Below are 23,064 nucleotides of genomic sequence, written 5' to 3' on the forward strand. Positions count from 1 at the left end.
GACGGGTGTGAATGAATCCGCTCAGGCGTTCCAGGCCTCGGCCACCGTGCGGCGCACGTCTCCCAGAAGCTGCGGGAGCGCCTTCGTCTTGGCGATGATCGGGAAGAAGTTCGCGTCCGACGCCCAGCGCGGAACGATGTGCTGGTGCAGGTGCCCGTCGACTCCGGCGCCGGCGATCGCGCCCTGATTCATGCCCAGGTTGAAGCCGTCGCAGTTCGACACCGCGCGCAGCACGCGCATGCCCCGCTGGGTGAGCGCGCCGATCTCGGCGACCTCTTCGTCGGTCGCCTGGTCGTACGTGGCGATGTGACGGTACGGGCACACCAGCAGGTGGCCCGAGTTGTACGGGAAGAGGTTGAGCAGCACGTACGCGGTCGTGCCGCGCGCGACGATCAGCCCGTCCTCGTCGGACTTCTCGGGCGCCGCGCAGAACGGGCAGTTCTTCTCCATGGGCTCGCGGCCCGCCGAGATGTACGCCATGCGGTGCGGCGTCCACAGTCGCTGGAACTCGTCGGGCACGCCCGCGAGATCGGCGGCGTCGACGATCGACGGCTCGGCCGCCGCCCCGGCATCCGGATCGTGCGTCACGCCAGATCCTCGGCGGTGTTCACGAGCGTGCGGCCCGCGATCGCGCCGGTGATGCGGGCGACGGCCTCGGCGACGGGGACACCGTTGAGCTGGGTGCCGTCACGGAAGCGGAACGAGACCGTGCCGGCGGCGCGGTCCTGCTCGCCGGCGATCAGCATGAGCGGCACCTTGTGGGTGGTGTGCGTGCGGATCTTCTTCTGCATGCGGTCGTCGCTGTGGTCGGCCTCGGCGCGAACGCCCTTCGACTTCAGATCGGTGACGATCTCGGCCAGGTAGTCGCCGTACTCGGCCGCGACGGGAACCGCCACGACCTGCACCGGTGCGAGCCACACCGGGAACGCGCCCGCGTAGTGCTCGAGCAGGATCGCGAAGAAGCGCTCGACCGAGCCGAAGAGGGCGCGGTGGATCATCACGGGGCGGTGCTTCTCGCCGTCGGGACCGGTGTACTCGAGCTCGAAGCGCTCGGGCTGGTTGAAGTCGAGCTGGATTGTCGACATCTGCCAGGTGCGACCGATGGCATCGCGCGCCTGCACCGAGATCTTGGGTCCGTAGAACGCCGCCCCGCCCGGGTCGGGCACGAGCTCGAGTCCCGAGGCCTCGGCGACCTCGCGCAGCGTCTCGGTCGCCTCGACCCAGAGCGCGTCGTCACCGATGAACTTCGGGTTGCCGTCTTCTTTCGTCGACAGCTCGAGGTAGAAGTCGTTGAGGCCGTAGTCGCGCAGGGTCTGCAGCACGAAGTCGAGGCTGTGGGTCAGCTCGCCCTTCACCTGCTCGGCGGTGACGTAGATGTGCGTGTCGTCCTGGGTCATGCCGCGTACGCGCGTGAGGCCCGCGAGGGTGCCGCTCTTCTCGTAGCGGTAGACCGATCCGAACTCGCTCAGGCGAAGCGGCAGCTCGCGGTAGCTGCGGCCGCGCGAGCGGAAGATGAGGTTGTGGAACGGGCAGTTCATGGGCTTGAGGTAGTACGCCTGACCCTCGCGCGAGACGTGCCCGTCGGCATCCACCACCTCGTCGAGCACCATCGGGGGGTACATGCCGTCGGCGTACCACTGCAGGTGACCGCTCGTCATGAACAGGTCGCCCTTGGTGATGTGCGGGGTGTTCACGACGTCGTAGCCGTTGGCGAGCAGGCGCTCGCGCATGTAGCGCTCGATCTCGTAGCGGATGATGCCGCCCTTGGGGTGGAACACCGCCAGCCCCGGGCCGATCTCGTCGGGGAACGAGAACAGGTCGAGCTCCTTGCCGAGCTTGCGGTGGTCGCGCTTGGCGGCCTCTTCGAGGCGGTGCTGGTACGCGCGCAGCTCGTCTTTCGTGGGCCACGCGGTGCCGTAGATGCGCTGCAGCTGCGGGTTCTTCTCGCTGCCGCGCCAGTACGCGCCGGCGATGCGGGTGAGGTCCCAGCCGTTGCCGATCAGGCGGGTACCGGGAACGTGGGGTCCGCGGCACAGGTCTTTCCACGCGGTCTCGCCGTCGCGGGTGACGTTGTCGTAGATCGTCAGCTCGCCCGCGCCGACCTCGACCGAGGCTCCTTCTGCGGCTTCGGCGGAACCGCCCTTGAGCCCGATGAGCTCGAGTTTGAACGGCTCGTCAGCGAGTTCGGCCCGCGCCTCGTCGTCGGTGACGACGCGGCGCACGAACCGCTGGTTCTCGCGGACGATGCGCTCCATCTCTTTCTTGACGACCTTGAGGTCCTCGGGAGTGAAGGGCTCGTCGACCTGGAAGTCGTAATAGAAGCCGTCGGTGACCGGGGGGCCGATACCGAGGTTGGCCTGGGGCTTGACGCGCTGGACCGCCTGCGCGAGCACATGCGCAGTGGAGTGGCGCAGGATCGAGAGTCCGTCGGGGCTGTCGATCGTGACAGGCTCCACCTGGTCGTCGGCCGTCACGGTCGTGGCCAGGTCTTTCAGTTCCCCGTTGACGCGCAGAGCGACGACCGAACGGTCGGGGAAGAGGGCGAAGCCATCGGCGGGGAAATCAGTCACAGAGCATCTCCTGAAGGGGTCGTTTCCAGGCTACCCGGCGGGCGTGGTCTCGACCGCACCCGACGTGCCCCATAGTGGAGCGGTGACTCTGGCCATCATCGGCGGCGTGCTGTGGATCCTCGGGATCATCGCGCTGCTCACCGGCATCTTCCCCGCTGACGACGCCCTCGCCGTCGCCGATCGCGTGTGGCCGATCCTGCTGTTCGTCGTCGCGGTCACCGTCGTCGCCGAACTGGCGTCGAAAGCCGGCCTGTTCGACGTCGTCGCCGCGCGCCTGGCCCGGATCGCCCGGGGACGGACGGCGCTGCTGTGGGTCCTGGTCGTGGCCCTGGCGACGGTGGCGACGGCCTTCCTGTCGCTGGACACCACCGCGGTGTTGTTGACGCCGGTCGTGGTGTCGATGGCGGTCGCGCGCAAGCTCGATCCGCTGCCCTTCGCGTTCGTGACCGTGGTGCTCGCCAACACCGCCTCGCTGGTGCTGCCGGTGTCGAACCTCACCAACCTGCTGGCATCCGAAGCTCTCGGCGGTGGGCACGACCCGGTCGCGTTCCTCGCTCTGCTCGGACCCTCGGCATTCATCGCGATCGCGGTTTCGGTCGTGGTGCTGACGCTGGTGTTCCTGCGTCGCCTGCCCAAGACGTACCCGGATGCCGCCTCCCCCACCGTCTCGGATCCCGTGCTGCTGCGCGTATCGGGGGTGGTGACCCTCGCCCTGCTGCCGCTGCTCGTGATCGGCCTCGAGCCGTGGATGCCGGCCGTCGGCGCTGCCGTCGTGCTCATCGCGGTGTTCGCGTGGCGGGCGCCCCGGACTCTCGGCATCCGGCTGGTGCCGTGGTCGCTTCTCGTGTTCGCGGGCGGTCTGTTCCTGGCGGTGGGCGCGCTGGAAGCCCTGGGGATCGGGCGGATCACCTCGGTGCTCGCCGGAACGGGCGACGACCTCGTCTCGCTCTGGCAGCTCGCCGGGGTGGGGGCGCTGGCGGCGAACGGCATCAACAACCTGCCGGGCTACCTGGCGCTCGAGTCGGTCGCCGGGTCTCCCGTGCGATTGGCGGCCCTGCTCGTGGGTGTCAACGCGGGACCGATCGTCACGCCGTGGGCGTCACTGGCGACCCTTCTCTGGCACGACCGGTTGGTCGCGGCGGGCGTCGAGGTGCGCTGGAGTCGCTTCGTGCTCCTCGGCGCGGTGATCGCGCCGATCATCCTCGTCCTCGGCGTGCTGCCGCTGGCGTTCTGAACGTCAGCTCTCGTACGCGCGTGCCCACGACTTGCGGGGCTCGATGAACCACACCGCCAGTCCCTCGCGCATCTCATACGGCGCGCCCGTGTACAGGGTGGAGATGCGGTCGACGTACGGCAGGGCTGCGTCGCCGTCGATGCGTCCCCCCGCTTCGCCGCGCACGAACGCCATCGCGTAGGCGTTGTCGGCGCCCGTGACCGAGATCGCCACGCGGGGGTCGCGGAGCAGGTTGCGGTCCTTCAGCGTGTCCACCTCGGTGAAGATCATGAGGCGATCGCCGTCGACGCCCACCCACAGCGGGACGGAGTGCGGGGACCCGTCGCGCATGAGGGTTGCGAGGTGCGCGATCGCGTCGGTTTCGAAGTAGGGCTTGGCTTCGGTCCAGTCGCTCATGCCCGTCTCAACCGTCGCCGTCGGGTGGGCTATTCCCGTTCAGGGCTTCGTGAACGCGGGATGCTGGTCGTTCGGCACCTCGCGGAAGACCATCTCATCGCGCGGAGCGCTGTCGCGCGGCGTGAACTCGTCGGGTTCGGGGATGACGTAGAGGCCGCGGCCGGAGTTGGCGTTGTGGGTCAGCGCGTGCAGCCAGGCCGAGCTCAGCTGCGGAGTGCGGCTGCCGTGGTACTTGAACACCAGCGAGACGTTCGGGTGGATGTAGACCGTCGTCCGCCCGCCCCCGGTGCTGATGTCGTCCTTCCAGGTGAAAGGAAAGCTCTCCCCGCGACGTACTTTGGCCATGATCACGGCCTGCAAGTGGGCGAGGAGGCGGTCCTCGAAATCGACCTTGATGTTGCTGTCGTGAATGAACTTGCCCATGATGCCCTCGAGGATCGAAGCCCGGGGCCGCGCATTCCTCGGCGAGAATGTCGAACGCGGTGGCCGGGGGGTGTCGACCGGTTCTTCACCACTAACGTCTCGCGAATGCCCGGGAGCCGAAAACCCCCTTGCGTCGTCGTGCGGTTTCCGGCTAGGCCGTGACGTTGCGCGGCCTTCTCGCCGATCCGCTCTCCGTGCTCAGCGCGAGATGCGGATGATGACGCGGTCGCCGGGCTTGCGCTGGACCCGGCGCACGAGGGCTTCGAATCCGAGGATCAGCCGGTACTGCAGGCGATACTTGCGGCGCAGGGCCGCGTCGGCGTGCGCGTCGTCGGTCGCGGCCGCAGCGATGCGCCCGTGCGCCTCGACCGTGATGGCATCCGGCTCCACTGCTCCCATCCGACTGCAGGGGCGCAGGGTCACCCGCTGGTCGTTGCGCAGGCGCTTCACCTTGCCCGTGTTGCGCTCGCTCGTCACGACGAGCTCGTCGCCGTCGCGGGCGACCCACACCGGAACCGCGACGAGGGCGCCGTTCTTGCGATAGGTGCCGAGGGAGACGAACGGGGATGCCGCGATCTCGCGCCAGAGGGTGTCGGGAACGGTCATGTCGCCTACGGTACTGCGCGGTCCCCGCGCACTCACCGGGGTTGCGCTCGTCGATGAGTGTTCCCGGACCGATCGCGCGCGCCCTGTGCACTTCGCGCACATGTCGTGGGAGCGCTTCCATGGCACAGATGAACGCTCTACGGTGAGGACATGGGGAGCTATGTGGTGCCGCGCGTGGGGGCTGTCGTGGTGTCGTTGCACACCCACGAGTTCGGGCTGTCGAACGACTCCGTGACGCTTCTGACGGCCGTGCGGCGCCCCGGCGGCCAATCGGTCGACACCGTCGCGCACGAACGCGTCGCGCAGTACCTGGAGAGCATCGGGGTGCTCTGATCCCGACGTCGAGCGACCGGGACGTGCAACCTCAAGGTCGACTGAAGAGAACCTCAAGGTGGGCGCAAGTCTGCCCGCTACCCGTCCCCCACTTGGGGGACATGCCCTAGCGTCAGAACGTTCCCGCCGTCAGGCACTTCACCAGCCCCCCTTACTGGCGGCGGGAACGATTCCCCCCTCGCCCAGATCCGCCGTGCGCCCCGCGCGCCGTGTGTCATCGCGCGACACGCAGCGACGGAGCGAGAGGGGTCCGTGTCCCCCATTTGGGGGACAATCGTGTAGCCTCGTCAAGGCTCCCGCCCCGCCCCCTCGGCACCCCCCTGCCTGGGGCGGGAGTCTCCACCTCGGGTTCCCGGGTGCGCCGGTGGGATATCCCCCTCCCGGCGGAGGTCGCCGTCGATGGTCCTGCCTATCGTGGGGCTCATGACGGACAAGAAGGACACTCCCCCGCAGATCGCCGGGTGGCTCTTCCTCGCGGCGATCCTCGCCTTCGCCTCCGCGTCTCTTCTCGACGGGACGGGGCTGTGGCGATGGAACGTGGTGGTGCTCGGTTTCGCGTTCATCATCATCGGTTGCGTGCGCCTCGGCGTCGAGCTGGGCGCCCGTCGTCGGCGCAAGCCGCCGGAGGCGTGAAACCGGCTCGAAGCGGGTCGCTCCCCCACGGCACGGTGCCGGCACTCGTCGACGGGATGCCGATCTCCGGCGAATCGCGATCGTCAAGGGCGCCGTGTCGTAACGCAAAAAACCCCCGGAAGTCCGGGGGTTTTCGACGATACTGAGCTGTGCGCGATACTGGGATCGAACCAGTTTGTGGCGTCCTAGACCGATCCGCACGGATCGGCGTATTTTTCCCGCTATCACTGGCATCGTGGACCCTCCTGCTACCCTCACGAGTACGCAAAGGGGCGCACAATCCAGCATGGCTAAAGGCACGCTGGGGGCACGACACGAGGGCACGCTGATGGCACGCAAGGCAACACGTCGCGAGTGGGGCAAGGTCCGCACTCTCCCGAGCGGGCGGCGGCAAGCGAGCTATCTAGGGCCGGACGGGCTGCGCTACAACGCCGTGATGACCTACGACAACGAGACGGACGCGCGCGCCTGGCTGGCATCCGTGCGCAGCGAGATCGCACGCGGCGTGTGGGTGTCCCCCGCCGAGCGAGCTGAGCAGAAAGCGCAGGGCGACCGCACTCTGGCCGACTACGCCAAGGCGTGGCTGAGCGAGCGCACGAACGCGCGCGGGGACCACCTCCGACCGCGCACACAAGCCGAGTACCGCCGCCTCCTGGATGGACCGCTGGCTGACCTCGGGGCCACTCCCCTGGGCTCCATCACACCGGCCAAGGTACGCACCTGGCGCGCGGCTCAGCTCGCCACCGGACGCAAGACTCAGACCAGCCGTGCGTACGGCCTCCTGAACGCCATCATGGTCACCGCCGAGGGTGACCGCCTGATCGAGTCCAACCCGTGCACGATCAAAGGCGGCCAGGCAACACACACCGGCCGCAAGGTCGTGCCCCCCCCACAGACGACGAGCTGGACGCCATCCTGTCGGCGATGCCCAAGCATTGGCGTGCGCTCGTGTGGGTCGCGGCCGAGGGCGGGCTGCGCTGGGGCGAGGCCACCGAGTTGCGCCGCAAGGACGTGACCGTGGAGCGGGCCGACGACGGCGCGGTAGTGCGGGCGCTGGTGAATGTGGAGCGTGCCGTGACCGTCTCCAGCGGGCTACCCGATTCTCTGCCTCACGGCGCGCACCTGTGTGACTGCCGCCGCGGGTGCCTTATCGGTGAGCCCAAGTCAGCCGCGGGCACGCGCTCGCTCTACCTGTACGGCGACGCCGCCGAGGCCCTGGCCGACCGCCTCGCCCGCCACGCTCTGCGGTTCGGCAACCCGCTGCTCTTCCCGGCGCGGGGTGACGACTCGGGCCAGCGCCACCTCTCGCAGTCCACGTTCCACACCCCGGCGTGGTCGGACGCTCGCAAGGCCGCCGAGCGCGAGGATATGCCGTTCCACGCTCTGCGGCACTACGCCGGGACCCGCTACGCCCAGGCCGGTGCGACGCCGCGCCAGACGATGGCCCGCCTGGGCCATTCCTCCGTCAACGCTGCGATGCGCTACCAGCACGCGGGCAACCGCGACGAGGAACTGGCGGCGCGGATGGCTCGGCGCAGCACCAGCGCCTGAGCACCACCCGGTAAGCCTAGAAACCGCGCCCCGACCAGGATCGCGGGGCACAAAGTGTCTGCGGTCGGGCGTGAGATCACGCCAGACGATCGTTCATGGCGGGCTCCAGGACGGTATCCGACCGACCGCACCCCGCCGACGCGCGGGGCTCCTCTTGGAGGACCGCCGCATGGCGTTGGACCTTGGAACGCTGACCGGGTGTTCGAACCTAGACGACAAGAAGTACGACGACGTGCTGGACAACCTGCCGGGCAAGCTCAACGTGAGCGGGACGGCCATGAAGCTGGCCGCGTCCTGTGGAGGCGTCGCTGCCGCTCTCCTCGGCGGCCAGGGCGGTCCCCAGAACCTGCACGTGACCGACAGCCTGGCGGGCGCAGTCATCAAGATGGACGTGGACGGCACGTCCATCTTGGCCGAGGTGCGCGAGCAGATCGTGGACGCGAGCGAGGAGCAGCGCAGCGCTGTGGTGACTGGAGCTGGTGGGGTGGTGTTCTCGTGATCGCCTGGGACGCCATCGTGCGCGCCGTCCAGCGCCCCGGGCACGCTCTCATGGCCCTCCTCGGGCGGTGGTGGGCGCGGTGACTGACGACGCCTCGCGCAAGGGCGGCAGGCCCCCGGTAGATGAGGCGACCCGCGCGCGCATCGTGGAGCTGGCGCGAGCCGGGATGAGCCGCAAGGCCATTCACCGCGAGACAGGCGTGGGGGCCACGACCGTCAGTCGGGTCTGCCGCGACGCCCAACCGCCTGTGTCGTTCGAGCGCAAGCAGACCGCTGCCGCCGTCGCCGCCCGGAGCTACGACGCCAAGGCGGAGCGCGCCCGCCTGTCTCAGCGGATGCTTGCCGAAGCGAACGCTGCCCTCGACCGCCTGCACGCACCGCACGTCGTCGTCGGCTGGTATCGGGGCGATTCGTTCGAGCACGAGCTGGCGCACCCGACTTCCGGCGACGTGAAGAACTACATGCTGGCTGCCGCCGTTGCCGTGGACAAGCACATCGCACTGGAGCGCCACGACGGATCGGACCTGGAGCTGTCGGCTGTGGATCAGTTCATCCTGTACGTCTCGAGGGGCATCCTCGCCTGATGTGGAAGCCCGGGAGCACTTATCGGCGACCAAGCCGACCAGTACCCCCCCCCCCCGGGCAGGGACCAACACGCGAGTGCGAGCCTACGCCGATCCAGCGACGGTCGCGGGGGGGGGGGGGGGGGGGGGGGGGTCAACGGCCGCGGTGCGTGCCGCTCAGCTCGGGGCGGACCTTGTGAATGTTGACGTAGGCGGTGTACAGGCGAGGAACCGCGATGAGGAACACCAGGAGAACGTAGGTCGCGAGAGCAACGGCAATCGCAGCAAGGGGGCCTGAAACCGCCCCTGTTGCGGGGTTGGCCGCCAGATTCATGGCGAGAACGAGAACGAGAGCGGTGCAGCCGGACAAGACGGATGCCACGAGTAGGTGCGCGGCGGTTTCGTCCAAGGCATCGCGATCGACCTGCTGCGCCGTTTCGAAATCGGCGGCGCGCTCCGTCAACCGCAGACGCAGACTAGCGACCTGGCCCCACGCGGCCAGGAAGCTACCGGCCAGCAGAGCCACTCCGGCGAGAATCGCGCCCGGCGCAGCGAGCTGCGCCCCGGGAATGAACATGGCACCACCGGCCAGAAGCGGCAGCACTAGGAGAATCGCCCGCGTCCAGCGATCGGCGATCGGATTCTTCTGCCGGTAGTCGCTGAGGCCCTTCCAGTGACCGCGAAACAGCTCGACGGCCACGAAACGACTGCTCATGAGCTACTCCTATCCGCTTGAGTCTGCGACGCTGAGATCGGCCTGGATGCCGAGAGTTGGGGCGATGCGTTGCACCACTGGAGCCGCTTTACTCCGGAGGTCCATCGCGGTCTTCATTCGCTGGGACCCGATCGGGTAGACGAACAACTTGTCAACGGTTTCCGAGGTCACCGTCTGAGTCTTCCCGTTCTCCTTGAACGAGATCTCTGCGTCAGTAAACTCTACGCCTCCGACATTGGGCTCCACGAGGGTGACCACATCCGCCGCAGCCGCTCTCCGACGAGCCTCCTCGGTGTCTGAGCCCTTCCTGTGCGCCATGTCGAGGATCACCTGCGTGAGCCTCTCAATGGGGGTGGACTTCAAGCCGAACTGGACCAGCTCGATGTCGTAGGAGCCTCTGTTGCCCTGCGCGTTCACGGTGTTCCGGCGCAACTTGATGGCGTGATCGGACGAACCGTTCAGGATGCCGTCTAGCCGGTCGCCGTCTACACACGGCGTGAGCTTCCAGTTCAGCCATGGGTCCTCGGTCTTGTTGCCCTTCTCGTCCTGGCGCACCTTCTCGCGCTGCGCAGTCCGGGTGAGCAGCTCGAACAGCTCGACGCCCGCGAACGTGCGGCCACGGACCTCGGACACCATCAGCGCGCGGTCTCCCTTTCGCGGGAAGGCGAGAACGACCCAAGACCGCCGCACTGCGGCCTTGCGACGGATTGGCTCTTCCTGACCATCACGGGTTCTGATGCCGTCGTGGTCCTGTTCTCGGCCCGTCTCCACCAGAATCTCGATCACACGGTCCTCGCGGTCCACCTTCAAGATCGTGAGATAGGGCAGGTCGTTCGCTTCGTCCATGTCTGCCTGCCGGAGGGCCTCGTGCTCGTCGCTCACGAAATACGTGGGACGGCCGACGTGCGTCTCGTCTTGAAGAGCGAGCAACCGTCGATGCACGTCCTCGATGGCGTCCGTGTCGTCCGAGGCCTGACTCACGTCCTCAACGGTCAGGAAGTTCTGGGTGCGGCGGATGTGCGGCTCCAGATAGTGGACACGGTAGCCATAGGTCGCCATGTAGTGGCCAATCTCTCAGGTATCGGCAGCAGTCTGCACTGGAAGTACATTCAGCCGGATGTGCCACGCGGAGGGGTTCTGGCCCAGTCCATTCCCAAAACGCGCACGCGGGGCATGCGGTTAGGTCGTGGCTGCGAGCGTCGAGCGCACGCCAATCAGGCTGGCCTCGTCGCGCACCTGAACGTGGTCGCAGTGACCGCACAGCCAGGCATCGCCGTAGAACGTGCTGACGCCATAGACATTCGCGTGGCCGCGGGGACACAGCGGGGGCTCGCCCCACCCGTCGCGGTTCGCTGGCTGATTTATGACGGCCGCCTGGGGCAGATCGGATGGCACCCGGACGTTCTCGGGCACCTCCTCCTCGGTGATGACTGCGCGGACCCGCCAGGCCACCCTCGCCAGCCACCGAGCGTTCGCGCCGTACGCGCGTAGGTCGGTGAGCGAGTGAGTGTGTGGCCTCGACGCCCCCGGCTTGCCCTTCACCGACTCGAACGCCCACAGCATCGGCTCTTTGGTGCCCTCGAACCTGCCGACGAGCGGCGGCCCGCCATGCGCGAGGCGGTCGCGGACGGCCTTGGTGTCGGCGTAGGTGTTCCGATACGCCGTGACATGCAACGGGTAGGCGACCGTCTCAGCCAGCGCCACGAGGGCATCCAGCCGCTCCTCATCGCTGAGGCGTAGGCGTCGCCTCACCAGCTTGCCGACCGGCTCGGACAGCGCCCCGCCTAGGTACTTGTGGAGCGCCAAGCCGATCTCCTCCTGGGCCATCGCGAATCGTGCGATCACGTCCAGGCTGGCGGCCTCGACGGCGTTCTCGGGGTAGCCCGTGGGTGCATTGGTCTGCATGGCTCGAACCTACGGCGCGCAGCCCTCACTCCCCCGCAGCGACGCCCCGCGAGCGGCACGATGCTGGCTTCACCCCAGTAGCGTCGGTGAGCCGTTCTCGCGCCGTTTTCGGGCGCTCATGGCCACATCTCTGACTGCCGCAGCTTGCCCGTGCCCCGAATATGCCCCGAATACCCTTGAATCAGGCCGCCAGGACCGTGACCTTGACCCGCTGCGGTTCGTCGTGAGGGACAGAGTGAAGCTGGTAGCTGGTGGGCCCCTCGGGGCTGTGCTCGAACACGTATCGCATCCCCGCGATCAGGGTGGAGACGGTGATGGTGATTTGTTGCAGACCGCCCAGCTTTTTGTCCCTCACGCCGACCCAGCGCAGTCCCGACTCGATCACGGCCAGCCGCTCGTTCGGGTCCCTGAGCTGCATGCGGTCGCGCGTCACGGTGGCGTCAAATCCTCGCTGCCGCAGCTCGGAGAGCAGCGGGATGTCTTCCACGCCGGTCAGCCCCTCGCTCTCGTGCGTCGCGAACTCGTGACCCGCGTAGACCACCGCCAGCGGCTGAGCGACGAATGGCGGCAGATTCTCGTCCAGGTAGACCCTCACTCGGCAGCGCCCTTGATCGACCGATGGTAGTCGAGCGCATCGCGCGCGTCGTCGGCGGTCACCCCTGGGTAAAAGTCGTCGACGCGCTCGGGCGGCACCGACCCGTCGCCTACCAGCTCCGCGACGAGATCGAAGGGGATGCGTGTGCCGGTAATCGTGGGCCACCCCCCGAGACGGCTGGGGTTCACCTCGACACCGCGGCGCGGATGCAGCAACGGCTCCACCCGCTTGTTGCGTGCGGTAGTGAACTCCTCGAACACGTCGTTGAGGCTGCCTACGGTGGTCTGCCCCGGCTGTGCGGCCAATTCGATCGCGTGCTCATCGTCGGGGAGCACCGCGATGCCGCCCTTCCCGTTCTTGACGAGCTTGTACGTGGCCGGATGCTCCACCATGTCCAGCTCGCGCAGCGTGTCGAGCGAGCGCCGAATGGCCTGGAGTGAGTGGTCGATGCGAAGCCAGGCGAACGTGCGGAGTGCCACGATGTCGCGGAACGAGTAGAGGTAGGGCGACCGTTCGTGCTCGATCTCGGGCATGAGGATGTCGTGCTTACGCCAGTACGCGAGCTGAGCGACGGATGCGCCGCTCATCTTGGACGCGAGGGGTACGGGAAACGACATCGTCAGTCCCTCCCCCCGGTGGTCATGGACTCGAGTGTGCCAGATGCCTCGGACGCTACACCGGAGGCAGCGGCGCGCGACACGCCGCTGCGGTATGTCCCATGTTGCCAACCTTGGCCACCCCACCGCAGCGTGCGTTCCCCGACCCGACCAGCGGAATCCAGCGAGCAGTTCAGCGATTTACTGCCTCTGATCTGGTCTTGTGTGGGATTCCCACAGTAGCGGCGCGCTGCCGGACCGTGCATAGTCTGAGCCAGACAGTGCTCCACTGAGCAACAGCCACACGCTGGGAACAAGCGGGAACTTCCCCAGTCGCCAACAGAGCAGCCAGACCGGTCTTAAACAGGCCGTGCGGCGCTCTCCACGACGACAGGAGGGAATCCCATGACCGACCGCACCCCCCCAGACCAATCGGCCCAATGCGATGAGTGTCGCTGGCGCTGCCGAGCTGCTGGGCGTGAGCGTGGACACGATCCGCCGGCGCATCGCTGACGGCACGCTGCCCGCCGAGCGCATCGGGCCGCGCCTCATTCGCATCCGCATCGCCGATCTCGATGCGCTCGGCCGCCCCATTGGGCCAGGCACCCGGTGACCGCCGCGGGCCGCCTCCACACCACAGGCGATCCGAAAGGCACGCACGCGCTCATCATCACCGCACGAGTCAGGCGAGAGGAGCAGCCATGACCGACGCCAGGATCCCCGAGCGGTACCTGCTGGACCGTCGCGTGGCTCGACTCTCTGACGCGGCATTCCGCGCCTGGGTCACGGCCACCCTATGGTCGGTCGCGAACCGCACAGACGGCCGCGTGGATGCTGCGGACGTCCCTCTGGTGCCCGGCCTGAACACCGACGCGGCCGACGCACTCGTGGCTGCGGGGCTCTGGTCAGCGAGCGATGACGGCTGGATCATCAAGGGGTTCGAGGACGAGCAGACCAGCCGGTCCGAGCTGCAAGCCCTGGACGACGCCCGCCGCCACGCCCGCGAACGGAAGCGGGCGCAGCGCGAGCGGGAACGCACCGCCCCCGCTGAGCCTCAGTCACGCGACCGTCACGTGACTAGTCACGGGATGTCTCGCGAGACTACACAGGCTAGGACAGGACAGGCCCCTGGGGTTGGTTCGGCTCTTGTAGATGGTTGGGGGGACGCGCCCCCGCCCGCGAGCTGTAGCCGACATCCCAACGGCACGGATGCCCCGTGCGGCGCGTGTGGTCGCGCTCGGGTCGCTCGTGAGGAGTGGGAGGCCGCCGAGGCTCGACGCCCCGACCCCCCCCGCCCGCACAAGCACGCCTGGGCCGGGGACGGTACGTGCTTTCGCCCGGACTCAGACGGCCAGCCGTGCCTCGCCCGCCGAGAGGCGGCGTCGGCATGACGGCCACGGACTGTCGCCCCGGCCGCGTTCACAAGTTCAACCACGAGAGCGGCTGGTGCGACCACCGCTGCGGCAACCGCAATGACGGCCGGATCGTGACACACGGCGGCGGGGTGGTGCGCCTCGGCCCCACCGAACAGCCCAAGCACCCCGCCCTGGAGGGCTTCGATGACTACCGAGAACGGATGAGCGAATGACCACCCAAGAGGCCGAGGCGCGCCTGGACGCTGCTGCCGCCGCCCATGACCTCGGCGCGTTCCTCCACATGTACGCGGTTACCGATCGACCCGCAGGGGGTGTCTGGGCGGGGCAGCGTTATGGCGGGCGTCCGAACGCCGCGGAGTCTGCCGCACGCGGCGCTCTACGGGTCCCAGGCGTTAACGAAAACCCCCGGGCGGTGTCCAAAAAACCCCTCCCGACCATCGAAACGGCCGCAGACGGGCGCACAGCGGAAAGGACCAGCGCATGACGATGCCCACCAGAGAGCAGATGTTCGAAGCCATCGAGCCACAGGACGCGGCCGACCATGCCCGCATGGACCGAGAGCGCGACGACATCGAGCGCCAGGCGCGGCTCGGCTTGACCCTCCAGCAGATCGTTCAGCTCGGCGGCCTGGATCGCATTGCCGCAATGCTGAGCGCCCCGGCGCTCGATCACCTCGACGCCATCGACCCGGCAGCCGCCGAGCATGTCCGCAGCGTGTGCCACCAGCGCCTCATCGCGCTGAGCAGCAGCGACTGACACAGACCCCCGCGGCGCGCCGCATCGCGGGTAAACCCGGCCGACAGGCCACCAAGAGAACGGATCACACCATGACCACCACCACCGCGGCGAACACTGCCGCCAGCGCATACCGCACGTACCGCGAGGCCCTGGTGGCCGCGCCGACGTACACCGACCCGCGCCTGACCGGCGCGGCACATGGCGAGGAGCGCGGCAAGCTCATTCGCACCGCTCGCGCTTCGCTCGCCGCAGCCATCCCGGCCGTGCCCCAGCGCACCGTCACCCGCGCCGACGTGCTCGCCGCCCGCGCACCGCAGACCGCAGACGAGGTGGCCGTCCAGTCGCGAGAGCGCGAGAAGGTCGCCGAGCTGCTGGCCGCGGGCCGCCAGTTCGAGGACATCGTGAGCGAGGCCAGCGACGTGCGCGTGGCCGCCCTCATCGACGGGGCTGGAGATCACCGCGGCGACCGACCCGGCCGAGGCTGCCGAGCACGAGGAGCTGCTGTACGCGCGTCTCATGGCGCTCGGTGCACAGGACGCGATCAATGCAGCGACCGAGGAAAGCGAGACGGCCGCGACGACCGCGTGGCACGACGTGCTCACCGAGGCGCTGGAATCCGGCGAGGTGAGCGTGGGCACCCGCACCGCGGTCTACCACGCCGACCCGGAGGGATACGCCCAGGCGTTCAGCGCCAGCGACACCCCGGTGGACTGGTCCAGCGTCCGGCGCATGGAAGCCGCACACCCCGCCGAGGTGACGGTATGACCCCCGCGGAGGTGGACGCGCTGGTGACGGCGCTCCTGACCAACCTCCCCGCCGTCACGCAGGCGGATCGCGACGACCTGCCAAGGCGACTCGCCGACGCCTCGGGGCAACCGCTCGCCAACGTGCTGGACCCAGCTCCCGTCGCGCGTGTCTCCGCGCTCGCCGAGCTGTACCCCGCGGATGCCGCGGTGCGCCGCCGCCTCGCCCGTCGTCTCGCGGTGCTGCGGTTCCCCTTGGCCGTCTCGGTGGCTGACGCTATCGCCGAGCAGGAGCGCGACGCAGAGCTGGACGCCCTCGCCTGACCACCACGCAATGCACGCGCAGAGCGCCCCGAGCCGATCACTGGCCGGGGCGCTCGCTCGTTATCGGCCTCTTGCTCGCGCCCGCCACTCCGCCAGCTCGGGGTTCGGGCGACGCACCATCGCCAGCGCGCGGCGTCTGTCCGATAGGTAGAGCATCAGCATCGCGGTAACCTCGGCCGCGCGCTCCACGAGTGGTTCAGCCTCCATCGGCAGCGCGTCGATCTTCCAGCCCACCCAATCAACCAGCGCATAGTCGCGACGCGGTAGCGAGCCGTAGAGGGCAGCGGAGGTGGTCACCACGTCCATGATCGAGCGAATGCCTCGCCGCTGAGCGCGCAGCAGTGAAAACGGCAGCCGGTCCAGCAGGGTCTGTAGCGCCCAATCGGGAATCTCGCGCAGCGCTGCGAGGACGTGCCCCACCGCCGCCGCCCGGCGCTCGGCTCGATCCCTTGCCAGTCGGATCAGTTCACCGGCGAGGAACGTCGCGGCCACGACCGCCCCAGTGATCCCTGCCGCGAGAATCGCCGCCACTCCAGAGTCCATGCCTTCGACCGTATCGGGGCGCTCGGGTCACGACACGCCCCGCGCTACCCTCAACGGCCACTAGTGCACGCCGGGGGCACGCGGCCCGCACGGTACTCCCTAAACAGCAAGAAACCCCCGGTAAGCCGGGGGTTTCGGGTGGTGCGCGATACTGGGATCGAACCAGTGACCTCTTCCGTGTCAGGGAAGCGCGCTACCGCTGCGCCAATCGCGCCTATACAGGCTGTTCTGTTATGAGCGAGGTGGCGACGGGATTCGAACCCGTGTAAACGGCTTTGCAGGCCGGTGCCTAGCCGCTCGGCCACGCCACCGTGTGTGGTTCGACCCACGTGTCGTGATCTTCCGTCGGTTTCCCTGACGAAGACCTCTTCACTCGAGCGGATGACGAGATTCGAACTCGCGACCCTCACCTTGGCAAGGTGATGCGCTACCACTGCGCTACATCCGCATTTCGTTCCCGGGGCTTGCCCCGAGCACTCGTAAGACATTACCTGATCTGAGCGCCGGCGCAAAACGGGGCGCGCCCCGCGCGTGTCTCCATCGGCCGCGCGGCCCGTGGTTCGGAGCACTCCTCGGCATCCGGTACGATCGATGAGTCCCGTACGAGATGCGGGCGATTGGCGCAGTTGGTAGCGCGCTTCCTTCACACGGAAGAGGTCGTCGGTTCGAGTCCGGCATCGCCCACCGAAAGCCCCCGGTCCGCCGGGGGCTTCGTCGTTTCTCCGGCGATGTCTCGCATGGGCGGTGCCCGCGAGCACCGTCGGCGGTCCCCTGCGGCCACGGCCGGCGAACCGCTCCGGGTCTATCCCGTCGTGGCGTTCCTCACCTCGACGGCCCCGACGACCGGCGCCGAAGCGGGTGTCAGCCGCGCCGCCACCCGTACCGCGCTGTCAGCGCCGCCGCGACCGTGTCGAACCGACGACGGTCTAGCGCCGCCGCCTCGCGTCGCATGCCTGCGTCGGGCACCAGGTACACCTGCTCGATGTCGAGCCAGGAGGGCCGGCCCTGCGGGTCCCAGTCCCCCGTACCCAGCGCCAGGTACTGGCGGTCGCCGTCGTGCGGCTTGCTCGTCAGACGGACGGCGTAGGAGTGGGTGGCATCCGCGCGACCGATCACGAGGACGGGGCGGTCCTTGCCCCGACCGTCGCGTTCCTCGTAGGGCACCCACGTCCAGATGACCTCGCCACCGTCGGGGGCGTTGTCGCGTTCGGGGGCGTACGAGACCGTCAGACGCCGTGGCGGCTCGATCTCGACGGTCTGGGCGCCGGCGGGCGCAGACGACGTCGCAGCGGGCTGTGAGGGCCGTACGGGAGCGGTGCTGCGGCGATCGCCCCGCGACGTCGGCACGGTCGTCGACGGACGCAGGATGCCCAACAGGGCAGAGAGCAGGCGAGACGCGGTTCCCATACCCACACCCTAGGCACGCAGAACGGGGCGCCACCGACGAATCGGTGACGCCCCGTTCGGGGTGAGGCGGTATCAGCCGCGCACGTCCGAGAGCACGTAGCCCTCTTCACCGTGCACGACGGTGTCGATGCCGGCGATCTCGTCTTCGTTCTTCACGCGGAAGCCGATCGTCTTCTCGATCGCGAGACCGATGACGAAGGCGAGCACGAAGGAGTACACCAGCACCGCAAGGGCGGCGATCGCCTGAACGACCAGCTGGTTGAACGAGCCGCTGTAGATGAGGCCGGTGTTGTTGGCGAAGATGCCGAGGTACAGCGTTCCGATCAGACCACCGACGAGGTGGATGCCGACCACATCGAGCGAGTCGTCGAAGCCGAGCTTGAACTTCAGCTCGATCGCCAGGGCGCAGACGGCACCGGCGACAAGGCCGAGCACGATGGCCCAGACGGGCGTCAACGCGGCACACGCCGGGGTGATGGCGACGAGACCCGCGACGGCACCCGAGGCGGCGCCGACCGAGGTGGGCTTGCCGTCCTTGATCTTCTCGACGATCAGCCAGGCGAGAAGAGCCGCGGCGGGGGCGGCGATCGTGTTGACGAAGGCCAGGGCCGCGGTGCCGTCAGCGGCGAGCTCGGAGCCCGCGTTGAAGCCGAACCAGCCGAACCACAGCAGACCCGCACCCAGCAGCACGAACGGCGGGTTGTGGGGGACGTGGGCGCCCTTCTGGAAGCCGACGCGCTTGCCGAGCACGATCGCCAGGGCGAGGGCTGCGGCACCGGCGTTGATGTGCACCGCGGTTCCACCGGCGAAGTCGATCGCCCCGACGCCGAACACGTCCTGGAGGCCCTTGGTGATCCAGCCGCCGTACGAGAACGAGCCGTCCTCGGCCAGGCCGAAGTTGAAGACCCAGCTGGCGACGGGGAAGTAGACGACCGTGGCCCAGATGCCGGCGAAGATCATCCACGCACCGAACTTGGCACGGTCGGCGATGGCGCCCGACACGAGTGCGACGGTGATGATGGCGAAGGTCGCCTGGAAGGCGACGAAGGCGAGCGGCGGGTAAGCGGCGCCCTCGGGGGTCTCGAGCACGCCCGTGAGGCCGAGTTCGTTGAAGTCGAGCATCCAGGGGAAGTTGGTGACCCCGGAGTCGGTTGCGGGGAACGCGATGGCGTATCCGTAGAGGACCCAGAGGACCCCCATCAGACCCATTGCGCCGAAGCTCATCATCATCATGCTGATGACGCTCTTGGCCTTGACGAGGCCGCCGTAGAAGAACGCGAGTCCTGGCGTCATCAGCAGCACGAGGGCGGCTGCTATCAGGATGAATGCGGTGTTGCCTTGATCCATCTCGGAGGGAACCTCTCTGCAGGGACGCAGGTAAAGCGTCGGGTCCCCTCAGTGTCGTCAGCCCGGGTTACCGTCGTCGTTCGCCTCGTGTTACCGGCAGGTTACAGCGAGCCCGCCCCGGTAAACATCACGTTTCGTGGGGCCGAGAGGCGGTGATGAGAGCGCCTCAGGAGTGCGTGAGCGCGACCAGGCGCGAGACGGCGCGCAGGTACTTCTTGCGGTAGCCGCCCCCGAGCATCTCTTCGCCGAACACCGTGTTCAGCGGCACGCCGGTGGCCCGGATCGGGATCTGCGCGTCGTACGCGCGGTCGATGAAGGCGACCAGTCGCAGCGCGGCCGACTGATCGTGCAGCACCTCGACGTCCCGCAGGCCGATGGTGTCGACACCGTCGATGAGGCGGATGAAGCGCGAGGGGTGCACGCGGGCGAGGTGGGCGACGAGGTCCGAGAACGCGTCGTCGGATGCCACTCCCCCGGCCGCCGCGGCATCGATCGCCGCACGGTAGTCGTCGTCCGACAGCACCTTGGCGGAGCCGTCGATGGCGCGCTGGCGGAAGTCGGTGCCGTCGATGCGGATCGTGCGGAAGCTGTCGGACATCGACTGGATCTCGCGCAAGAAGTCCTGGGCGGCGAACCGTCCCTCGCCCAGGGCGTTGGGCGGGGTGTTCGAGGTGGCGGCCAACCGGGTGCCGGATGCCACGAGCTCGCCGAGAAGTCGCGTCATCACCATCGTGTCGCCCGGGTCGTCGAGCTCGAACTCGTCGATGCACAGCAGGTCGGATCCGCGGAACAGCTCGACGGCCTTGGCGTAGCCGAGCACGCCGACGAGGGCGGTGTACTCGATGAAGGAGCCGAAGTACTTCCGGCGCGCGGGCATGGCGTGGTAGATCGATGCGAGCAGGTGCGTCTTTCCGACGCCGAAGCCGCCGTCGAGATAGACGCCGGGTTTGACGGCCGGAGCCTTCTCGGCCCGGCGGAAGAATCCGCCCTTCTTCGCCGGAGCCGACTGCTTGCCGGCGAACGCCTGCAGCAGTTCCTTCGACTCCTGCTGCGACGGGTACGCGTCGTCTGCCCGGTACGACTCGAACGTCGCGCCGTCGAACTGCGGGGGCGGTACCAGGGCGTTCACCATCTCGGCACCCGTGACCGCGGGCTCGCGGTCGCCGAGGTGGATGAGGCCGGTCGTCGCGGGCGTAGAAGTCATGGTCGTCCTGTGTCCGAGTCTTACGAGAGGGGTGCTGGCCCCGACACAGCCGATCTAGGGTCGGAGGTGCGGTGTCCACCCTATGCCGCCGCATCCGACACCCCGACCGAGGAGACACCTGTGACCGTCGAGTTCGACACCACCTCCCCCAAATTCGCCGACTACGCCGAGCCGGGTCGGCTCGTCACCGGCGATTGGCTTCAGGAACGCCTCGGTCAGCCGGGCCTGGTCGTCGTCGAATCCGATGAAGACGTGCTCCTCTACGAGGTCGGTCACATCCCGGGCGCGGTCAAGGTCGACTGGCACACCGAGCTGAACGACCCGGTCGTGCGCGACTACGTCGACGGAGAGGGCTTCGCGGAGCTGCTGAGCCGCAAGGGCATCTCGCGCGACGACACCGTCGTCATCTACGGCGACAAGAACAACTGGTGGGCCGCGTACGCCCTGTGGGTGTTCTCGCTCTTCGGCCATGAAGACGTGCGCCTGCTCGACGGCGGACGTGACAAGTGGATCGGCGAGGGGCGTCCGGTCACGACCGACAAGACGGTCGTCAAGCCCACCGACTACCCCGTGGTCGAGCGCGACGACTCCCTCCTGCGCGCATACAAAGACGACGTGCTCGCGCACCTCGGCAACCCGCTCATCGATGTGCGCTCCCCCGAGGAGTACTCCGGCGAGCGCACCACCGCGCCCGCCTATCCCGAAGAGGGCGCGCTCCGCGCGGGCCACATCCCGAGCGCCCAGAGCGTGCCGTGGGGCAAGGCGGTCGCCGAGGACGGCGGGTTCAAGTCGCGCGCGGAGCTGGATGCCATCTACCGCGACGGAGCCGGACTGGCCGACGGCGACAAGATCGTGGCGTACTGCCGCATCGGCGAGCGCTCGAGCCACACCTGGTTCGTGCTGAAGCACCTGCTCGGCTTCGAGGACGTGCGCAACTACGACGGGTCGTGGACCGAGTGGGGCAGTGCCGTGCGCGTGCCGATCGTCGCGGGGTCGGAGCCGGGCGAGGTGCCCGCGCGCTGACCGCGGTCGTCGCGGGCGTGGGAAGATGACGGAGATGTCCGACAACGCCCTCCCCGCCCGCCTCGCCGAGATCCGCGAGGAGTTCCTCGAGCTCGACGAGCCCGACCGGTTGCAGTTGCTGCTGGAGTTCTCGCAGGAGCTGCCGGCGGTGCCGGCCGAGTACGCCGACCACCCCGAGATGCGTGAACGCGTCGTCGAGTGCCAGTCGCCGGTGTACATCATCGTCACGGTCGACGCCGACGACCGCGTCGCGATGCACGCGACCGCGCCCGCCGAGGCGCCGACCACGCGCGGGTTCGCGAGCATCCTGTCGCAGGGGCTCACCGGGCTGAGCGCCGATGAGATGCTGGCCGTGCCCGACGACTTCCCGCAGAGCATCGGGTTGACGCGCGCGGTGAGTCCGCTGCGCATCGCGGGGATGACGGGCATGCTGATGCGCGCGAAGCGTCAGGTGCGCGCGAAGCGCGCCGGCTGAGACCCGCCGTACGCGTGCGCTCGGCGAGCGCACGGGGAGGTGTTCAGTCCTCGGGATCGCCGACCGCGAGGCCCTGGGCGCGCACCCACGAGCGGATGGCATCCGTCCACCGCATCTCGTCGTAGTTCCACAGCTTCGTGTGGCGTGCCACCTCGAAGGTCTCCATGGTGACGAGGTCGGGCCGCGCGGCGGCTAGGGCGTGCGAAGCGTCGGCGGGGACGAACCCGTCGTCGTCGCTGTGCAGCAGGAGCACCGGATGCCGCAACTCGGCCGCCCGGGCGACCCCATCGAGGCGGTCGAGCGGAATGGGTTCGCCGCTGCCGAGCAGGGCGGCGCCCCAGGTCGACCCGATGAGGTGCTGGGCGAGGCCGAACACCGGTGCGGGCAGGCGCATCAGACGCCCCTGATAGGCGAGGACGGTGCGCCAGTCGACGACGGGCGAGTCGAGCACGAGACCGGCGATGATGTCGCCGTGCGGCGAGTCGAACGCCGCCTGCAGGGCCAGGGCTCCGCCCATCGACCAGCCCATCACGATGACGCGGCGCGCGCCGTGCGCGCGGGCGTAATCGATCGCGGCATCCAGGTCGCGCCACTCCGTCGCCCCGAGCGCATACGTGCCGGTGGCGCTCGGCGCGGCCTCGCCGTCGTTGCGGTACGACACGACCAGGCTCGTGATGCCGAGGTCGTGGAAGACGGGGACGGCCCGCAGCGTCTCGGCGCGCGTCGTGCCGCGACCGTGCACCTGTATGCCCCACACGTCGGTGTCGGCGGGTGCCGGGAACTCCCAGGCGGGGCAGGCGCCGACCAGGGTGTCGATCGTCACGGAACGCACGGGGAGGTGCAGGTCTTCCGGCTGGTCGTAGTACCAGCCGCTGAACGCGGCCTCGGGCGCCAGGTCGCCGTCGGCGGGCACGTGCGTCAGCAGCTTGCGGGTGACGGTCGTCGCGTCGCTGCCGACGATGGACCCCACCCGCAGGTAGTCGACGCTCCCCACGGTGAAGAGGCCGTACCGGCCGGGCAATTCGGTGTCGGGGGTGCGGTCGAGGGTGATCGTCTGCGCCGCCGCATCGACCGAGGCGATGCGCACGTTCGGAACCCGATCGGCGGGCGTGACCACGGTGCGGGCGACGCGCAGCGACACCGCGGCGAGGGCGGCCGAGGAGAGCCCGAGAGCGAGGGAGAGGGAGGACAGGGCGAGGCGCACACCGGCGACCGTGCGCCGCGATGCGCGCGGACCCGCGGCGCGCCTGGGAGCGTTCATCGTGG

28 protein-coding genes and 4 tRNA genes are annotated in these 23,064 nt (G+C 68.6%); 14 read left to right on the plus strand and 18 right to left on the minus strand.

Annotated features, from left to right (window positions below; genetic code table 11):
• Positions 1–21: 21 nt before the first annotated feature.
• A complete protein-coding gene (locus IFU40_RS05510) occupies positions 22–588 on the minus strand; it encodes an HIT domain-containing protein (RefSeq protein ID WP_191915096.1) in 567 nt (188 codons plus the stop codon).
• Complete coding sequence (gene thrS / locus IFU40_RS05515; RefSeq protein ID WP_191925664.1) at positions 585–2,570, minus strand: threonine--tRNA ligase; 1,986 nt, start codon at positions 2,568–2,570, stop codon at positions 585–587. Before thrS ends, IFU40_RS05510 begins: the two co-directional genes overlap by 4 nt.
• Before the next feature lie 82 nt (positions 2,571–2,652).
• Between thrS and IFU40_RS05520 the strand changes: the two genes are divergently transcribed.
• A complete protein-coding gene (locus tag IFU40_RS05520) occupies positions 2,653–3,804 on the plus strand; it encodes an SLC13 family permease (protein ID WP_191925665.1) in 1,152 nt (383 codons plus the stop codon).
• A gap of 3 nt (positions 3,805–3,807) precedes the next feature.
• Here IFU40_RS05520 and IFU40_RS05525 read toward each other — a convergent pair whose 3' ends face one another.
• From IFU40_RS05525 to IFU40_RS05535, 3 genes are all read right to left on the minus strand, one after another.
• Positions 3,808–4,200, minus strand: a complete 393-nt coding sequence (locus IFU40_RS05525) for a TIGR03618 family F420-dependent PPOX class oxidoreductase (RefSeq protein WP_070407986.1) — start codon at positions 4,198–4,200, stop codon at positions 3,808–3,810.
• 39 nt (positions 4,201–4,239) lie between these two features.
• On the minus strand, positions 4,240–4,623 hold the full coding sequence (locus IFU40_RS05530; RefSeq protein ID WP_191925666.1) for a DUF7882 family protein: 384 nt from the start codon (positions 4,621–4,623) through the stop codon (positions 4,240–4,242).
• Between the two features lie 198 nt (positions 4,624–4,821).
• Positions 4,822–5,229: a PPOX class F420-dependent oxidoreductase gene (locus tag IFU40_RS05535; RefSeq protein WP_070409789.1), complete on the minus strand. Its 408-nt coding sequence runs from the start codon at positions 5,227–5,229 to the stop codon at positions 4,822–4,824.
• 150 nt (positions 5,230–5,379) lie between these two features.
• Between IFU40_RS05535 and IFU40_RS05540 the strand changes: the two genes are divergently transcribed.
• The 5 genes from IFU40_RS05540 to IFU40_RS05560 all read left to right on the plus strand — a co-directional run bounded on the left by IFU40_RS05540 (position 5,380) and on the right by IFU40_RS05560 (position 8,828).
• On the plus strand, positions 5,380–5,562 hold the full coding sequence (locus IFU40_RS05540) for a hypothetical protein (protein ID WP_156458880.1): 183 nt from the start codon (positions 5,380–5,382) through the stop codon (positions 5,560–5,562).
• Between the two features lie 423 nt (positions 5,563–5,985).
• Positions 5,986–6,195 carry a hypothetical protein gene (locus IFU40_RS05545; RefSeq protein ID WP_191925667.1) on the plus strand — a complete coding sequence of 70 codons (210 nt, stop codon included), beginning with the start codon at positions 5,986–5,988 and terminating at the stop codon, positions 6,193–6,195.
• Between the two features lie 924 nt (positions 6,196–7,119).
• Positions 7,120–7,746: a tyrosine-type recombinase/integrase gene (locus IFU40_RS05550; RefSeq protein ID WP_191925668.1), complete on the plus strand. Its 627-nt coding sequence runs from the start codon at positions 7,120–7,122 to the stop codon at positions 7,744–7,746.
• A 169-nt stretch (positions 7,747–7,915) separates the two neighbouring features.
• Positions 7,916–8,245, plus strand: a complete 330-nt coding sequence (locus IFU40_RS05555) for a hypothetical protein (protein WP_191925669.1) — start codon at positions 7,916–7,918, stop codon at positions 8,243–8,245.
• 79 nt (positions 8,246–8,324) lie between these two features.
• Positions 8,325–8,828 (plus strand): helix-turn-helix domain-containing protein, encoded by a 504-nt coding sequence (locus tag IFU40_RS05560; RefSeq protein WP_191925670.1) that lies wholly within the window; start codon positions 8,325–8,327, stop codon positions 8,826–8,828.
• A 133-nt stretch (positions 8,829–8,961) separates the two neighbouring features.
• On the opposite strand, the gene IFU40_RS05565 is transcribed toward IFU40_RS05560, so the two are convergent.
• From IFU40_RS05565 to IFU40_RS05585, 5 genes are all read right to left on the minus strand, one after another.
• Positions 8,962–9,522, minus strand: coding sequence for a hypothetical protein (locus IFU40_RS05565; protein ID WP_191925671.1), 561 nt, complete (start codon positions 9,520–9,522; stop codon positions 8,962–8,964).
• Between the two features lie 9 nt (positions 9,523–9,531).
• Positions 9,532–10,581, minus strand: coding sequence for a hypothetical protein (locus IFU40_RS05570; protein ID WP_191925672.1), 1,050 nt, complete (start codon positions 10,579–10,581; stop codon positions 9,532–9,534).
• Positions 10,582–10,701: 120 nt separating this feature from the next.
• Positions 10,702–11,427, minus strand: a complete 726-nt coding sequence (locus tag IFU40_RS05575; RefSeq protein ID WP_191925673.1) for a hypothetical protein — start codon at positions 11,425–11,427, stop codon at positions 10,702–10,704.
• 181 nt (positions 11,428–11,608) lie between these two features.
• Positions 11,609–12,022, minus strand: a complete 414-nt coding sequence (locus IFU40_RS05580) for a PIN-like domain-containing protein (protein ID WP_191925674.1) — start codon at positions 12,020–12,022, stop codon at positions 11,609–11,611.
• A complete protein-coding gene (locus IFU40_RS05585; RefSeq protein ID WP_191925675.1) occupies positions 12,019–12,609 on the minus strand; it encodes a DUF433 domain-containing protein in 591 nt (196 codons plus the stop codon). The genes IFU40_RS05580 and IFU40_RS05585 overlap by 4 nt, the downstream gene beginning before the upstream one ends.
• Positions 12,610–13,063: 454 nt before the next feature.
• Between IFU40_RS05585 and IFU40_RS05590 the strand changes: the two genes are divergently transcribed.
• From IFU40_RS05590 to IFU40_RS05610, 5 genes are all read left to right on the plus strand, one after another.
• Positions 13,064–13,231 carry an excisionase family DNA-binding protein gene (locus IFU40_RS05590; protein WP_191925676.1) on the plus strand — a complete coding sequence of 56 codons (168 nt, stop codon included), beginning with the start codon at positions 13,064–13,066 and terminating at the stop codon, positions 13,229–13,231.
• A 774-nt stretch (positions 13,232–14,005) separates the two neighbouring features.
• Complete coding sequence (locus IFU40_RS05595; RefSeq protein WP_191925677.1) at positions 14,006–14,206, plus strand: hypothetical protein; 201 nt, start codon at positions 14,006–14,008, stop codon at positions 14,204–14,206.
• Between the two features lie 268 nt (positions 14,207–14,474).
• Positions 14,475–14,750 carry a hypothetical protein gene (locus tag IFU40_RS05600; RefSeq protein ID WP_191925678.1) on the plus strand — a complete coding sequence of 92 codons (276 nt, stop codon included), beginning with the start codon at positions 14,475–14,477 and terminating at the stop codon, positions 14,748–14,750.
• A gap of 498 nt (positions 14,751–15,248) precedes the next feature.
• Positions 15,249–15,497 (plus strand): hypothetical protein, encoded by a 249-nt coding sequence (locus IFU40_RS05605; RefSeq protein ID WP_191925679.1) that lies wholly within the window; start codon positions 15,249–15,251, stop codon positions 15,495–15,497.
• Positions 15,494–15,799 (plus strand): hypothetical protein, encoded by a 306-nt coding sequence (locus IFU40_RS05610; RefSeq protein ID WP_191925680.1) that lies wholly within the window; start codon positions 15,494–15,496, stop codon positions 15,797–15,799. Before IFU40_RS05605 ends, IFU40_RS05610 begins: the two co-directional genes overlap by 4 nt.
• A gap of 60 nt (positions 15,800–15,859) precedes the next feature.
• On the opposite strand, the gene IFU40_RS05615 is transcribed toward IFU40_RS05610, so the two are convergent.
• The 4 genes from IFU40_RS05615 to IFU40_RS05630 form a co-directional block, all read right to left on the minus strand.
• Entirely contained in the window at positions 15,860–16,342 is a 483-nt protein-coding gene (locus IFU40_RS05615; protein ID WP_191925681.1) for a hypothetical protein, read from the minus strand.
• 139 nt (positions 16,343–16,481) lie between these two features.
• Positions 16,482–16,556, minus strand: a tRNA-Val gene (locus tag IFU40_RS05620).
• A 26-nt stretch (positions 16,557–16,582) separates the two neighbouring features.
• Positions 16,583–16,653: transfer RNA gene (locus IFU40_RS05625), tRNA-Cys, on the minus strand.
• A 65-nt stretch (positions 16,654–16,718) separates the two neighbouring features.
• Positions 16,719–16,790 (minus strand) — tRNA-Gly (locus IFU40_RS05630).
• Positions 16,791–16,953: 163 nt separating this feature from the next.
• On the opposite strand from IFU40_RS05630, the gene IFU40_RS05635 reads away from it, so the two are divergent.
• Positions 16,954–17,026: transfer RNA gene (locus tag IFU40_RS05635), tRNA-Val, on the plus strand.
• A 177-nt stretch (positions 17,027–17,203) separates the two neighbouring features.
• Here IFU40_RS05635 and IFU40_RS05640 read toward each other — a convergent pair.
• The 3 genes from IFU40_RS05640 to zapE form a co-directional block, all read right to left on the minus strand.
• A complete protein-coding gene (locus IFU40_RS05640) occupies positions 17,204–17,749 on the minus strand; it encodes a type II toxin-antitoxin system PemK/MazF family toxin (RefSeq protein ID WP_191925682.1) in 546 nt (181 codons plus the stop codon).
• A 72-nt stretch (positions 17,750–17,821) separates the two neighbouring features.
• Positions 17,822–19,096, minus strand: coding sequence for an ammonium transporter (locus IFU40_RS05645; RefSeq protein ID WP_055837263.1), 1,275 nt, complete (start codon positions 19,094–19,096; stop codon positions 17,822–17,824).
• A 166-nt stretch (positions 19,097–19,262) separates the two neighbouring features.
• Positions 19,263–20,300 carry a cell division protein ZapE gene (zapE, locus tag IFU40_RS05650; protein WP_055837261.1) on the minus strand — a complete coding sequence of 346 codons (1,038 nt, stop codon included), beginning with the start codon at positions 20,298–20,300 and terminating at the stop codon, positions 19,263–19,265.
• A gap of 120 nt (positions 20,301–20,420) precedes the next feature.
• On the opposite strand from zapE, the gene IFU40_RS05655 reads away from it, so the two are divergent.
• Positions 20,421–21,323, plus strand: coding sequence for a rhodanese-like domain-containing protein (locus tag IFU40_RS05655; RefSeq protein WP_191925683.1), 903 nt, complete (start codon positions 20,421–20,423; stop codon positions 21,321–21,323).
• Between the two features lie 34 nt (positions 21,324–21,357).
• On the plus strand, positions 21,358–21,798 hold the full coding sequence (locus tag IFU40_RS05660) for a SufE family protein (RefSeq protein WP_191925684.1): 441 nt from the start codon (positions 21,358–21,360) through the stop codon (positions 21,796–21,798).
• Positions 21,799–21,841: 43 nt separating this feature from the next.
• On the opposite strand, the gene IFU40_RS05665 is transcribed toward IFU40_RS05660, so the two are convergent.
• Entirely contained in the window at positions 21,842–23,059 is a 1,218-nt protein-coding gene (locus tag IFU40_RS05665; protein WP_191925685.1) for an alpha/beta hydrolase family protein, read from the minus strand.
• Positions 23,060–23,064: the final 5 nt, after the last annotated feature.

Source organism: Microbacterium sp. CFBP 13617 (genome assembly GCF_014839445.1).
Classification (GTDB): Bacteria; Actinomycetota; Actinomycetes; order Actinomycetales; family Microbacteriaceae; genus Microbacterium.